10 protein-coding genes are annotated in these 14,039 nt (G+C 62.3%); 4 read left to right on the top strand and 6 right to left on the bottom strand.

Annotated features, from left to right (window positions below; all coding sequences use genetic code 11):
- Window positions 1-32: 32 nt before the first annotated feature.
- Window positions 33-2,312, bottom strand: a complete 2,280-nt coding sequence (gene clpA, locus AC3WG5_RS14565) for an ATP-dependent Clp protease ATP-binding subunit ClpA (protein WP_008953393.1) — start codon at window positions 2,310-2,312, stop codon at window positions 33-35.
- The gene (gene clpS, locus AC3WG5_RS14560) at window positions 2,312-2,620 is read right to left on the bottom strand and encodes an ATP-dependent Clp protease adapter ClpS (protein WP_008953392.1); all 309 of its coding nucleotides are present in this window, start codon (window positions 2,618-2,620) and stop codon (window positions 2,312-2,314) included. The genes clpA and clpS overlap by 1 nt, the downstream gene beginning before the upstream one ends.
- Window positions 2,621-2,851: 231 nt before the next feature.
- On the opposite strand from clpS, the gene AC3WG5_RS14555 reads away from it, so the two are divergent.
- On the top strand, window positions 2,852-3,055 hold the full coding sequence (locus AC3WG5_RS14555) for a cold-shock protein (RefSeq protein WP_008953391.1): 204 nt from the start codon (window positions 2,852-2,854) through the stop codon (window positions 3,053-3,055).
- Window positions 3,056-3,277: 222 nt separating this feature from the next.
- Here the strand turns inward: AC3WG5_RS14555 and icd are convergent, their stop codons facing one another.
- Together icd and AC3WG5_RS14545 are read right to left on the bottom strand one after the other, a co-directional pair.
- Window positions 3,278-4,522, bottom strand: coding sequence for an NADP-dependent isocitrate dehydrogenase (gene icd, locus AC3WG5_RS14550; RefSeq protein ID WP_492569224.1), 1,245 nt, complete (start codon window positions 4,520-4,522; stop codon window positions 3,278-3,280).
- 285 nt (window positions 4,523-4,807) lie between these two features.
- The gene (locus AC3WG5_RS14545; protein ID WP_492569222.1) at window positions 4,808-7,045 is read right to left on the bottom strand and encodes an NADP-dependent isocitrate dehydrogenase; all 2,238 of its coding nucleotides are present in this window, start codon (window positions 7,043-7,045) and stop codon (window positions 4,808-4,810) included.
- A 522-nt stretch (window positions 7,046-7,567) separates the two neighbouring features.
- On the opposite strand from AC3WG5_RS14545, the gene AC3WG5_RS14540 reads away from it, so the two are divergent.
- A complete protein-coding gene (locus tag AC3WG5_RS14540; RefSeq protein ID WP_492569220.1) occupies window positions 7,568-8,245 on the top strand; it encodes a pseudouridine synthase in 678 nt (225 codons plus the stop codon).
- Window positions 8,246-8,330: 85 nt separating this feature from the next.
- Window positions 8,331-10,133: a bifunctional isocitrate dehydrogenase kinase/phosphatase gene (gene aceK / locus AC3WG5_RS14535; RefSeq protein WP_492569218.1), complete on the top strand. Its 1,803-nt coding sequence runs from the start codon at window positions 8,331-8,333 to the stop codon at window positions 10,131-10,133.
- 71 nt (window positions 10,134-10,204) lie between these two features.
- On the opposite strand, the gene AC3WG5_RS14530 is transcribed toward aceK, so the two are convergent.
- Complete coding sequence (locus AC3WG5_RS14530; protein WP_008953386.1) at window positions 10,205-10,639, bottom strand: hypothetical protein; 435 nt, start codon at window positions 10,637-10,639, stop codon at window positions 10,205-10,207.
- Window positions 10,640-10,707: 68 nt separating this feature from the next.
- Entirely contained in the window at window positions 10,708-13,254 is a 2,547-nt protein-coding gene (gene mutS, locus AC3WG5_RS14525) for a DNA mismatch repair protein MutS (protein ID WP_492569215.1), read from the bottom strand.
- Between the two features lie 212 nt (window positions 13,255-13,466).
- Between mutS and AC3WG5_RS14520 the strand changes: the two genes are divergently transcribed.
- Window positions 13,467-14,036 carry a GbsR/MarR family transcriptional regulator gene (locus AC3WG5_RS14520; protein ID WP_014086008.1) on the top strand — a complete coding sequence of 190 codons (570 nt, stop codon included), beginning with the start codon at window positions 13,467-13,469 and terminating at the stop codon, window positions 14,034-14,036.
- The last annotated feature ends 3 nt before the right edge of the window (window positions 14,037-14,039 follow it).

Here is a 14,039-nt window from a genome sequence, read left to right as displayed (position 1 = left end):
GGGCGTGATCGAGACGGGTTAGGCCCTTGGAATCAGGCCGGTTCCGCCGCCAAGGGCGTCTTCTCGTCGAATTGCAACTCGACCTTGTCGTTGGCGTCGATGGTGACCGTCACTTCGCCTCCATCCACCAGGCGGCCGAACAGCAACTCGTCGGCGAGAGCCTTGCGGATGGTGTCCTGGATCAGGCGGGCCATCGGACGCGCGCCCATCAGCGGGTCGAAGCCGTTCTTGGCCAGGTACTGACGCAGCATGTCGGTGAAGTGGATATCCACCTTCTTCTCGGCCAGCTGGTGTTCCAGTTGCATCAGGAACTTGTCCACCACCTGCAGGATGATGTTCTCGTCGAGCATGCGGAACGGGATGGTGGCATCCAGCCGGTTGCGGAACTCGGGGCTGAACAGGCGCTTGATGTCGGCCATCTCGTCGCCGGTCTGCTTGGCGTTGGTAAAGCCCATGCTCGGCTTGGACAGCGACTCGGCCCCGGCGTTGGTGGTCATGATGATGATCACGTTGCGGAAGTCGGCCTTGCGTCCGTTGTTGTCGGTCAGGGTGCCATGGTCCATCACCTGCAGCAGGATGTTGTAGATGTCCGGGTGCGCCTTCTCGATCTCGTCCAGCAACAGCACCGCGTAGGGGTGCTTGTTGATGGCTTCGGTCAAGAGACCGCCTTGTTCGAAGCCGACGTATCCCGGTGGGGCACCGATCAGGCGCGACACCGCGTGGCGCTCCATGTATTCCGACATGTCAAAGCGCAGCATCTCGACACCGAGGAAGTAGGCCAACTGCTTGGCGACTTCGGTCTTGCCGACACCGGTGGGGCCGCTGAACAGGAACGAGCCGATCGGTTTCTGCGGGTTGCCCAGCCCGGAACGCGCCATCTTGATGGCGGTCGCCAGGGCCTCGATGGCCTTGTCCTGGCCAAACACCACGCTGCGTAAATCGCGATCGAGGTTCTTCAGCACGTTCTTGTCGTTGGACGAGACGGTCTTGGCCGGAATGCGTGCGATCTTGGCGACGATGTCCTCGATCTCGGCCTTGTTGATGACCTTGCGCTGGCGCGACTTGGGCAGGATCTTCTGCGCCGCGCCGGCTTCGTCGATGACGTCGATGGCCTTGTCCGGCAGATGGCGGTCGTTGATGTAGCGTGCCGCCAGCTCGGCCGCCGTCACCAGTGCGCCTTGGGTGTATTTCACGCCATGGTGCGATTCGAAGCGCGATTTGAGTCCCTTGAGGATTTCTACCGTCTGTTCCACGGTCGGCTCGTTGATGTCGATCTTCTGGAAGCGCCGCGACAGAGCGTTATCCTTCTCGAAGATGCCACGGAACTCGTTGTAGGTGGTGGCACCGATGCAGCGCAGCGAACCGTTCGACAGGGCCGGCTTGAGCAGGTTGGAAGCATCCAGCGTGCCGCCCGACGCCGCTCCCGCGCCGATCAGGGTGTGGATCTCGTCGATGAACAGGATCGCGTGCGGGTCTTCGGTGAGCTGCTTGATCACGGCCTTGAGGCGCTGCTCGAAATCGCCGCGGTACTTGGTGCCGGCCAGCAGCGCTCCCATGTCCAGCGAGTAGACGGTGGCGCGGTCGAGCACCTCGGGGACCTCGCCGTTGACGATACGGCGTGCCAAGCCCTCGGCGATGGCGGTCTTGCCGACACCGGCCTCGCCCACCAGCAGCGGGTTGTTCTTGCGGCGCCGGCACAGAATCTGCACCGTGCGCTCCAACTCGTGCTCACGGCCGATCAGCGGGTCGATCTTGCCTTCGCGTGCCAGTGCGTTGAGGTTCTGGGTGTAGTTCTCCAGCGCCCCGCCGACGTTGGCCGAAGCGTCTTCGGTTTCGCTCTCGCTGTTGTCGCGCTGTTCGTTGGGCGTCGGCTGCGAGCGCTGCTTGGTGATGCCGTGGGAGATGAAGTTGACCACGTCCAGCCGGGAAATACCTTGCTGATGCAGATAGTACACGGCGTGGGAGTCTTTCTCGCCGAAAATGGCGACCAGGATGTTGGCCCCCGTTACTTCCTTCTTGCCAGACGACTGCACGTGCAGGATGGCGCGCTGGATCACGCGCTGGAAGCCTAGCGTGGGCTGGGTTTCCACCTCGGTCTCGCCGGGCACGGTCGGGGTATGTTCGTCGATGAAATCGGTCAGCTGTTTTTTCAGCTGATCGAGATTCGCTCCACACGCACGCAACACTTCTGCGGCGGACGGGTTGTCCGTCATCGCCAACAGCAGGTGCTCGACACTGATGAATTCGTGCCGTTTGCGTCGAGCGTCCATGAACGCCATGTGCAGGCTTACTTCGAGCTCTTGGGCAATCATCAGTTTTCCTCCATTACGCACTGGAGCGGATGCTGGTGAGCTTTCGCAAACTGCAACACCTGCTCAACTTTGGTCGCGGCGACATCTTTGGTATAAACACCACACACCCCGCGGCCCTGGGTGTGCACTTGCAGCATGATGCTTGTGGCCTGCTCCCGGTTCTTGTGGAAGAAGTGTTGCAGTATCTGTACCACAAAATCCATCGGCGTGTAATCGTCGTTCAATAACAAGACCTTATACATCGACGGTGGGCGTGTCTTCGCCCGCGACGCCTCCAGTTGGGCGTCGTCCTTGTACTGCGTGGACATGGCGGCTTTCAGCAATGAGGCATTTCACTTTTATTTTGGTTCCGCCGGGATTTTTTTCAAGGGGGGGAGAATTCTTTTCACCTTGGACTTGACGCTGGGGCCGCGGTTGCGTAGAAATGAGTCTGGTGCTTGGCTTAATTGAAATGAATGAGGTTTGCCCTAGGTAAAACCGAAGCGCTTTTAAGCTTTTGTTGGTCGGCCTCACCAGCCTGTTAAATGCAAGGAAGTAAAATGGCAACTGGTATTGTCAAGTGGTTCAATGATGCTAAAGGCTTCGGTTTCATCACCCCGGATGAGGGCGGTGAAGACCTGTTCGCGCATTTCTCGGCCATCAACACGCAAGGCTTCAAGTCCCTGAAAGAGGGGCAGCGCGTGAGCTTCGACGTGGTGAACGGTCCGAAGGGCAAGCAAGCATCCAATATCCAGCCGCAGTAACCGCCATGGTTATCGCCGGTCTTGGTTAATGAGGCCGGCGCTGGATGAAAAAACCCGCTATAAGCGGGTTTTTTATTTTGGTGGCAGCACATTTAATTTAGACTAATTTACGTGTCTGTGCTTGCACTAATTGGCGGCGAATAGGCGGCTATTTTTTTGTCATTAGTCAATGGAAAAGGGCTTGCGCTTGGCAAGCCCTTTGCTCCCGCTATAGCGGGGGGATTACATGCGCGCAATCATCGCATCGCCGAAGGCGGAGCAGCTTACCTCGGTGGCGCCATCCATCAGGCGGGCGAAGTCGTAGGTCACGATCTTGTCGGCGATGGCGGCTTCCATGGATTGGATGACCAGATCGGCGGCTTCTTTCCAGCCCAGGTGGCGCAGCATCATTTCGGCGGACAGGATCAGAGAGCCGGGGTTCACCTTGTCCTGGCCGGCGTATTTGGGTGCGGTGCCGTGGGTGGCTTCGAAGCAGGCATACTGGTCGGAAATATTGGCGCCCGGGGCGATGCCGATACCCCCAACCTGAGCGGCCAGCGCGTCGGAGATGTAATCGCCGTTCAGGTTGCAGCAAGCGATGACGTCGTACTCGGCCGGACGCAGCAGAATCTGCTGCAAGAAGGCGTCGGCGATGGCGTCCTTGACGATGATTTCCCGGCCGGTATTCGGGTTCTTGAACTTGCACCACGGGCCGCCATCGATCAGTTCGGCACCGAATTCTTCCTGGGCCAGCTTGTAGGCGACGTCACGGAACAGCCCTTCCGTGAACTTCATGATGTTGCCCTTGTGCACGATGGTGACCGATTTGCGGTCGTTCTCGATGGCGTATTTGATCGCGGCGCGAACCAGGCGCTGGGTGCCTTCGATGGAAACGGGCTTGATGCCGATGCCGGAGGTTTCCGGGAAGCGGATCTTCTTGACGCCCATTTCGTCTTGCAGGAACTTGATGACTTTCCTGGCAGCTTCGGACTGGGCGGCCCACTCGATGCCGGCGTAGATGTCCTCGGTGTTTTCACGGAAGATCACCATGTTGACCAGTTCCGGCTGCTTCAGCGGCGACGGCACGCCCTGGAAGTACTGCACCGGCCGCACGCACTGGTACAGATCCAGTTCCTGGCGCAGGGCCACGTTCAGCGAGCGGATGCCGCCGCCGACCGGGGTGGTCATCGGGCCCTTGATCGATACCGAGTATTCTTTCAGTGCGTCGAAGGTTTCTTTGGGCAGCCACTCGTCCGGGCCATACAGCTTGGTCGATTTCTCGCCAGCGTACACTTCCATCCAGTGGATCTTCTTCTGGCCATCGTAGGCCTTGTCCACTGCCGCGTCGATGACCTTGATCATGACCGGGGTGATGTCGATGCCGATGCCGTCGCCTTCGATGAATGGGATGATGGGGTTGTTCGGAATTGGCTGACCCGGAATGATCTTCTGGCCAGCGGCGGGAACCTTGATGTGGGATGCACTCATTGTTTCTCCTTCTCCTTCTGTATTGACCTGTTGTCTGCCATTTCCCGGTGCCTTCGCCGTTCTGCACTGCGGGAGCGGTGCTGGCTACTCTTGCTGGTTAGCTCAACGGAGATGCACGCCGGGACAACTACCCGATTTCCCGATGTATGTAGCGCTTATTGTAGCCGAGCACACGCTTGGCGGGACATGATTGTCCTCAATTGAGCGGCATGAAAAAACGCCAGGGGAGCCCTGGCGTTTGGTCTTGGCGGAAGGCTCGCGAAGCGAGCTTCCTGGTCATGCTGCTCAGGCGAGCGTGGCGGCCAGGGCGGCGTTGAGGGTGGCGCTCGGGCGCATCACCGCCTTGCACTTCTCGGCGTCGGCCAGGTAGTAGCCGCCGATGTCGGCGGGCTTGCCCTGCACGGCCTTCAGCTCGTTGAGGATGGTCTGCTCGTTGTCGGCCAGTGCCTTGGCGAGCGGTGCGAAGTGGGCCTGCAGTTCCTTGTCGGCGCTCTGCTCGGCCAGCGCCTGCGCCCAGTACATGGCGAGGTAGAACTGGCTGCCACGGTTGTCGAGCTCTCCGGTGCGGCGCGACGGAGACTTGTCGTTGTCGAGCAGCTTGCCAGTGGCCTCGTCCAGCGTCTTGGCGAGAATCTTGGCCTTGTCGTTGCCGGTCTTGATGCCCAGCTCTTCCAGGGATACGGCCAGGGCCAGGAACTCGCCCAGCGAATCCCAACGCAGGTGGTTTTCTTCCAGAAGCTGTTGTACGTGCTTCGGCGCGGAGCCGCCGGCGCCGGTTTCGTACATGCCGCCGCCCGCCATCAGCGGCACGATGGACAGCATCTTGGCCGAGGTGCCCAGTTCCATGATCGGGAACAGGTCGGTCAGGTAGTCGCGCAGGATGTTGCCGGTGACCGAGATGGTGTCGAGGCCGCGAGCGACGCGTTCGAGGGTGAAGCGCATGGCGCGCACTTGCGACATGTGGTGGATTTCGAGGCCGGTGAGGTCGTAATCCTTCAGGTAGGTTTCAACCTTCTTGATCAGCTCGGCTTCGTGCGGACGGTACGGGTCGAGCCAGAACACCGCCGGCATGCCGGAGTTGCGGGCGCGGGTGACGGCGAGCTTGACCCAGTCGCGGATCGGCGCGTCCTTCACCTGGCACATGCGCCAGATGTCGCCAGCTTCCACGTTCTGCGACAGCAGCACTTCGCCGGTGGCGAGGTCGACGATGTTGGCCACGCCGTCTTCGGCGATTTCGAAGGTCTTGTCGTGCGAGCCGTATTCTTCGGCCTTCTGCGCCATCAGGCCGACGTTCGGCACGGTGCCCATGGTCTTCGGATCGAAGTTGCCGTGCCACTTGCAGAAGTTGATCATCTCTTGGTAGATGCGGGCGAAGGTCGATTCCGGCATCACGGCCTTGGCGTCGTACGGTTTGCCGTCAGCGCCCCACATCTTGCCGCCATTACGGATCATGGCGGGCATGGAGGCGTCGACGATGATGTCGTTCGGCGAGTGGAAGTTGGTGATGCCCTTGGCGGAGTCCACCATGGCCAGGCGCGGACGGTGTTCCTGGCAGGCGTGCAGGTCGCGGATGATCTCTTCGCGCTTGGAGGCCGGCAGGGTCTCGATCTTCTCGTACAGGGTCGCCATGCCGTTGTTGACGTTGATGCCCAGTTCGTCGAACAGCTTGCCGTGCTTCTCGAAGGCTTCCTTGTAGTAGATCTTCACGCAGTGGCCGAACACGATCGGGTGCGACACCTTCATCATGGTGGCCTTTACGTGCAGCGAGAACAGGATGCCGGACTGACGGCAGTCTTCCAATTCCTTCTCGTAGAACTCGCACAGCGCCTTCTTGCTCATGAACATGGAGTCGATGATTTCGCCGTCCTGCAGCGCAACCTTCGGCTTCAAGACGATGCTCTGGCCGCTCTTGGTGACGAGCTCCATCTTCACGTCACGGGCGCGATCTAGGGTGATGGACTTTTCGCCGTGGTAGAAGTCGCCGTGCTCCATGTGCGATACGTGGGTCTGCGACCACTGCTTCCATTCGCCCATGGAGTGCGGGTGCTTCTTGGCGTAGTTCTTGACCGCGGCCGGGGCGCGGCGGTCGGAGTTGCCTTCGCGCAACACCGGGTTCACGGCGGAGCCCAGGCACTTGGCGTAGCGGGCCTTGAGCGCCTTTTCTTCCTCGCTGCTCGGGTTTTCCGGGTAGTCGGGGATGGCGTAGCCCTTGGATTGCAGTTCCTTGATGCAGGCCATCAGCTGGGACACGGAGGCGCTGATGTTGGGCAGCTTGATGATGTTGGTGTCGGGATCCTGCGTGAGGCGGCCGAGTTCGGCCAGCGTGTCCGGCACCTTTTGTTCGTCGGTCAGATAATCGGGAAACTCGGCCAGAACGCGCGCGGCCACCGAGATGTCAGCGGTATCGATATTGATGCCGGCCGGGCCGGTAAAGGTTTGGATGATCGGCAGGAAGGCGCTGGTTGCCAGCGCGGGCGCTTCGTCGGTGAGTGTGTAGATGATGGTCGGGCGTTCCGAAGGCATTACTCTATCTCCATGATTATTACGACGTCAGAGCGTAGCGCGGCCGGGCGGGTGAGGGTGCCGGCGCGACGAAAGGCAGCGGAAAGGCGGACGCGGTGCCGGGTTGCGGTGGTCGTCCGTAGACTCTCGGGGGCTTTTCAAAAGCGAATTATAGCGCTCTGTTCTGTTGCGTATCCGAACTTTGATGTCGCTTTCTGTGTGGATTCGGTGTTCAAACGGTTGTTTGGGTAGAAGCAGTCCCGTATTCGGCACAAAATTGAAAATGTCGTCTTTAGAAAAATGGCAGGAATTTTCATTAATTCGCGGCAATTTTCTGTTAAGAGGCCTCGTTTTGCGCTGTAAACAGGGTAGGGCGTCTGGTGCGCGCCGACTCGCCGGAATGTGAATAAACGAAAACAGGGGTGTGCCGTCAGCTCACCCATTCGGGCGCTGTGCTCCGGTTCGGGTGCGAACAGTCACTGCCCGGCACCTGCCGCGCTTGTTATCATTCGCGCATTCCTGTGTTTTTACCGGTGTGCCGCCATGCCCCAACTGATCCTGTTCAACAAGCCTTACGGCGTGATTTGCCAGTTCTCGGAGCACGAGCTGCATCCCACGCTGAAAGACCATATCGACATTCCCGGGGTGTACCCGGCCGGGCGGCTGGATACCGACAGCGAGGGCTTGTTGCTGCTGACTGGCGATGGCGAGCTGCAGCACCGCATCAGCGACCCGCGCTGGAAACAGCCCAAGACGTACTGGGTGCAGGTGGAGGGGACGCCGTCCGAGGAGCAGCTCGAGGCGTTGCGCGCCGGGGTGAACCTGGGCGATTTCGTCACCCAGCCGGCCGAGGTGCGCCTGCTCTCCGAGCCCCCGCAGCTGTGGGAACGCAAGCCGCCGGTGCGTTTTCGCAAGACGGTGCCCGACGCGTGGCTGGAGATCATCATCAGCGAGGGCAAAAACCGGCAGGTGCGGCGCATGACCGCCAAGGTGGGGTTGCCGACGCTGCGGCTGGTGCGCGTGGCGGTCGGGCCGTGGCGCCTCGATGGACTGCAGCCGGGTGAGTTCCGCCGGCTGGAGGTGCCGCTTGCCGATTTGCCGCGTGCGGGGCATGCTAAACCCGTCGGCAAGGCGCCCGTGCAGCAGCCGGGGCGGCAGGCCGCCGAACCGGCGCCTGCCCGCCGTGCGGCGCCGCGCTTCCGGTTTGCCAAGAAGTCTTAGGGCTCCCGTACGTTCGCTATGGCCGGCAGACTGGTGATTGACGTTGGCCGCACGAGGCGCGGCCTGCGCAGCAAAAGGCGAGCGTATGCAGATACCCGAATACTACAACCCCGTCGCGCGTGACATTGCCCTGGCGCTGATCGAGGGTTTCGACAAGCACTACCGGCTGTTCAGCGAGTGCAACCACCAGGCCAAGGTGCTGTTCGAGGAGGGGGACTGGCAGGGGGTGCAGCAGGCCATCCGCGACCGTATCCAGTTCTACGACGAGCGCGTCAGCGAGACGGTGGCGCGGCTGCATACGGTTTTCCACGCCGAGTTGCTGGACGACGAAATCTGGCAGCAGGCCAAGCTGTACTTCATCGGCCTGTTGACCAACCACAAGCAGCCGGAGTGCGCCGAGACCTTCTTCAACTCGGTGTTCACGCGCATTCTGCACCGCGACTACTTCAACAACGATTTCATCTTCGTGCGGCCGGCGATTTCCACCGAGTACATCGAGGCCGACCCGCCGTCCTACCGCAGCTACTATCCGCTGCAGTACGGCCTGCGCCCGGTGCTGCGTCAGATCGTGCGGGATTTCGGCTGGAAGCGGCCGTTCGCCAGCCTGCGCCGCGACCTGGGCTACGTGCTGCGCATGGCGCGCGATGAGCTGCAGGGACGTTGGCCAAAGCCCGAGGCCAATTTCCAGATCCAGGTCTTGTCGTCGGCGTTCTACCGCAACAAGACCGCCTATATCTTCGGCAAGGTGGTGAACGGCAATTCCAACTATCCGTTCGCGGTGCCGGTGCTGCACGATGCCGACGGCAAGCTCTACCTCGATACCGTGCTGCTCGAGCCGTGGCGTATCGGCGTGCTGTTCTCGTTCAGCCGGGCCTACTTCCTGGTCGACATGGCGGTGCCGTCGGGCTACGTGCAGTTCCTGCGCTCGATGCTTCCGACCAAGAGCAAGGCCGAGCTCTATACCATGCTGGGCTTGCAGAAGCAGGGCAAGAACATCTTCTACCGCGACTTCATCCAGCACCTGCAGCATTCCAACGACCAGTTCATCGTGGCGCCGGGCATCCGCGGCCTGGTGATGCTGGTGTTCACGCTGCCGTCCTACCCTTACGTGTTCAAGCTGATCAAGGACGTGTTCGGGATTACCAAGGAAGTCGATCACGACACGGTGCGCGCCAAGTACCGTCTGGTGAAGCGCCATGACCGGGTGGGGCGCATGGCGGATACCCTGGAATTTTCCAACGTGGCGTTTCCCAAGGCGCGCTTCACCGAGGAACTGCTGCGCGAGTTGCGCCAGCTGGCGCCGTCGCAGATCGAGGAGGACGAGCAGAGCATCGTCATCAAGCACGTCTACATCGAGCGCCGCATGAAGCCGCTCAATCTCTACCTGCAGAACGCCTCGCCGGAGGAGAAGGCCGAGGCGGTGCGCGACTACGGCAACGCCATCCGCGAGCTGGCTTCGGCCAACATCTTCCCCGGCGACATGCTGTTCAAGAACTTCGGCGTGACGCGCTACGGCCGGGTGATCTTCTACGATTACGACGAGATCGAGTACATGACCGACTGCCACTTCCGCCGCATCCCGGAGGCGCCCAATCCCGAGATGGAGATGTCGGGCGAGGTGTGGTACCCGGTGGCCAAGGGCGACGTGTTCCCGGAGGAGTTCGCCACCTTCCTGCTGGGCGACGCCGAGGTCAGGAAGGTGTTCCTGCAGTATCACCGGGATCTGCTCGACGCCGGCTTCTGGCAGACCCGCCAGCAGCGCATCCGCGACGGCTACATCGAGGACTTCTACCCGTATCCGCTGGAGATGCGCTTCGTCAACCGCTTTGCTGCCGGCTTGGCGCCGCGCCGCGTGCGTGTCGAGCCGGTCCAGGCTGCCGCGGTGTGAGCGCCGGGTGAGCGGAAAGAGCGAAGGGGACGGCGTGCCGTCCCCTCGCTGGCTGTGGGTGGTCGAATGGCTTAGTGATTCAAGAGGGGAGCGCTGCTGTCTTCGAAGTAGGCAACCGGCCCGGCGCTGGTGAGGCCGACATGAAAGCGCGACGTTTCCGGGAAAACCACCCCCGGGTGTTCTGCCGCCCGCACGATTTCAAACAGTACTTCCACTTCTTTGAACTTCTTGACGATCTCGCTATTGCCCTTGAGCCATTCCCGGATCGCCTCGGCTTGCGGGTGCTGACTTTCCAGCACCAGTTCGCCGTCCTGCCCTACCAGACTGAGCGCAGGCGGGATGGTAATGGTTCGTTGGGCCAGCTGCTGCTGTGCCAGGGCGACAAATCGGGATAATTGTTTGTTGGCCCGTTCACGGATACCGGCCAGCGAAACCGCCGAGCCTGAGTCCGCCTCGCCGAACAGTCTGGCCAACCCCGGGTTTGCCACAGCACTTTCCGACTGCATTATGTCGCTCTCCTTTACAAGTGGTGTATCCGGTTTTCATTGTAGGCAACGGCGCCTGATTTGCAGACCTAATTCAGCATCGTTTTCAAGGCGTAGAGCAGGTCGAGCGCCTGGCGCGGGGTCAGTTCATCGGGTTGCAGTTCGGCCAGCCGCTCCAGCGCCGGGTGCGGTTCCGGCTCGACGGCGGCGGTGGGCAGCGGTGCCGCAAACAGGTCCGGCTGCTGCGTCGCGGCGGACTGGTTTTCCAGCTCGGCGAGACGCCGCCGCGCCTCGCGGATCACCTTGCCCGGCACGCCGGCCAACTGCGCCACGGCGAGGCCGTAGCTCTGGCTCGCCGGGCCGTCCTCGACGTGGTGCAGGAACACGATCTTGTCCTTGTGCTCGATGGCGGAGAGGTGCACGTTGGCGACGCCGGGGTAGTCGCTGGCGAGCCGCGTCAGCTCGAAGTAGTGGGTGGCGAACAGGGTGTAGGCGCGGTTCTTTTCGATCAGCGCCTTGGCGATGGCCCAGGCCAGCGCCAGGCCGTCGAAGGTGGAGGTGCCGCGGCCGACCTCGTCCATCAGCACCAGCGATTTGTCGCTGGCGTTGTTGAGGATGTTGGCGGTCTCGGTCATTTCCACCATGAAGGTGGAGCGGCCGCCGGCGAGGTCGTCGGAGGCGCCGATGCGGGTGAAGATGCGGTCGATCGGGCCGAGCACGGCGGAGTCGGCCGGCACGAACGAGCCGACGTGGGCCAAGAGCGTGATCAGCGCGGTCTGGCGCATGTAGGTCGATTTACCGCCCATGTTCGGGCCGGTGATCAGCAGCAGCTTGCGGCTGTCGGACAGGCAGGAGTCGTTGGCGATGAAGCGCTCGACCTCGGCTTCGACCACCGGGTGGCGACCCTCGATGATCTCGAGGCGCACCTCGTCGACGAATTCCGGCTCGACGTAGTTGCGCGTCTCGGCGTGACGGGCGAAGGCAGCCAGCACGTCGAGCGTGGCTACTGCCTGGGCGATCAGCTGCAGTTCGGCGATGTGCGGTGCCAGCTCGTCGAGCAGCGTCTCGTAGAGCTGTTTTTCCAGCGCCAGCGCGCGGTCGTTGGCCGACAGCGCCTTGTCCTCGAATTCCTTCAGTTCCGGCGTGATGTAGCGCTCGGCGTTCTTCAGCGTCTGGCGTCGGCGGTAGTCGTCCGGCACCTTGTCGCCCTGCGCCTTGCTGACCTCGATGTAGAAGCCGTGCACGCGGTTGAATTCGACTTTGAGCGAGGGGATGCCGGTGCGCTCCTTCTCGCGCGCTTCCAGTTGCAGCAGGAATTCGCCGCAGTTGGTCTGGATCGCCCGCAGTTCGTCCAGGTTGGCCGAAAAGCCGTGGTTGATCACGCCGCCATCACGCAGGAAGGTGGCGGGTTCGGGCAGGATGGCGCTCGCCAGCAGCGTGGCCACCGGGCTGTCGGCCGGCAGCAGCACGGCCAATTGGCGCAGCAGTGGGCTGTCGAGTTGTTCGGCCAACCCTTTCACCCCGGTCAGCGCCTTGAGCGAGTCGCGCAGCGCGGCCAGGTCGCGCGGGCGCGCCGAGCGCAGCGCCACGCGCGCGGTTATGCGCTCGATGTCGGCCACCTCGGCGAGCTGTTCGGCGACCTCGCCGTGGCGCGCCAGCAGCGCGCGCACCGCGCCGAGGCGCTCGCGGATCTTGCCGTGGCGGCGCAGCGGATGGTGCAGCCAGTGCGCTAGCTGCCGGCTGCCCATGCTGGTAGCACAGCAGTCGAGCAGCGAGCCCAGGGTGGGCGAGGGTTCGCCGCGGATGGTTTCGGTCAGTTCCAGGTTGCGGCGGGTGGCGGCGTCCATGCGGATCAGGTCGCTCTCGTCTTCCACCGCCAGGCTGGCGATGTGCGCAGGGTTCACCCCCTGCGTGGCCTTGACGTAGCCCAGCAAGGCGCCAGCGGCGCCGATCGCCACGGTCAGCTCTTCGGCACCGAAGCCGGCCAGGTCGCGCGTGCCGAAGTGGCGGATCAGCGTCTCCAGCCCGGACTGCTGATCGAACTGCCAGGTCGGCAGCTTCTTCTTCGGGATCGAGAGCTGCTCCAGCAGCCCGACCTGGCTTTCGTCCGGCAGCAGCAGTTCGGCCGGCTTCAAGCGCTCCAGTTCGCTCGCCAGCTCGTCGACGCTGGTTTCCATCACCTTGAATTCGCCGCTCGCCAGCGACAGCCAGGCGAGGCCCAGCTTGCCGCGCACGCTGTTGAGCGAGAGCACCAGGTTGTCGCGCTTGTCGTCGAGCAGCGCCGAGTCGGTCAGCGTGCCCGGGGTGACGATGCGCACCACCTTGCGCTCCACCGGGCCCTTGGCGAGCGCCGGGTCGCCGATCTGCTCGGCGATGGCCACCGATTCACCCAGCTTCACCAGCCGCGCCAGGTAGCCTTCGGCGGCGTGGTAGGGCACGCCGGCCATCTTGATCGGGATACCGGCCGTGGCGCCGCGCGTGGTCAGGGTGATGTCCAGCAGCCGCGCCGCTTTTTCGGCGTCCTCGAAGAACAGTTCGTAGAAGTCGCCCATGCGGTAGAACACCAGTTTGTCCTGGTGCTCGCGTTTGATGGCGAGGTACTGCTGCATCATCGGGGTGTGCTGGGGTGTGGTCATGCCGAGTCCGTGGAAATCAGGAGCAGACGACCTGCGGGGCCGTCCGACGGGTAAAAGCGGGCATTCTACCGCAGTTGCCGCGGTGCTCCGAAGGGAGATGGCCCGGGTGGTCGGGTGCGACATCTAGCCGCAGGCAGGGCGGCTTGCAAGAAAAATAACGCGGGTCTATGATCCATATCAAACTTTCAGAAATTACTGAAAATTGGAGAAAGATGAACCTGCCACCCCTGATCCAATCCTTCGTGCTGCATTTCGGCGAGATGGGCAGCCACTGGGGCATCAACCGCACCGTCGGTCAGATCTATGCCCTGCTGTACGTCTCGCCCAAGCCGCTCAACGCCGACGACATCGTCGAGGCCATCGGCTGCTCCCGCTCCAATACCAGCATGGCGCTGAAGGAGTTGCAGGCCTGGCGCCTGGTCAAACTGCAGCACCTGCCCGGTGACCGGCGCGAGTACTTTTCCACGCCGGACGACGTCTGGGCGATCTTCAAGACCTTGGCCGAAGAACGCCAGAAGCGCGAGGTGGAGCCGACCTTGACCATGCTGCGAGGGGCGATCCTGGAGCGGCCGGGCAGCGAGGAAGAGCGCCACGCCCAGGCGCGCATGAAGGAGATGTACCAGCTCATCGAGCTGGTGACCAAGTGGTTCGCCGACATCCGCGACATGGACGTCGAGACCCTGCAACGGCTGATGAAGCTGGGGGCGCAGGTGCAGAAGGTGTTGCAGTTCACCCAGAGCCTCGGCCGGCTGGCCGGCCGCGACGGCGCCAAGGAGGAGTGAGTC

This window comes from Pseudogulbenkiania sp. FW507-F1 (assembly GCF_058781125.1).
This window is presented reverse-complemented; position numbering and strand designations above follow the sequence as displayed.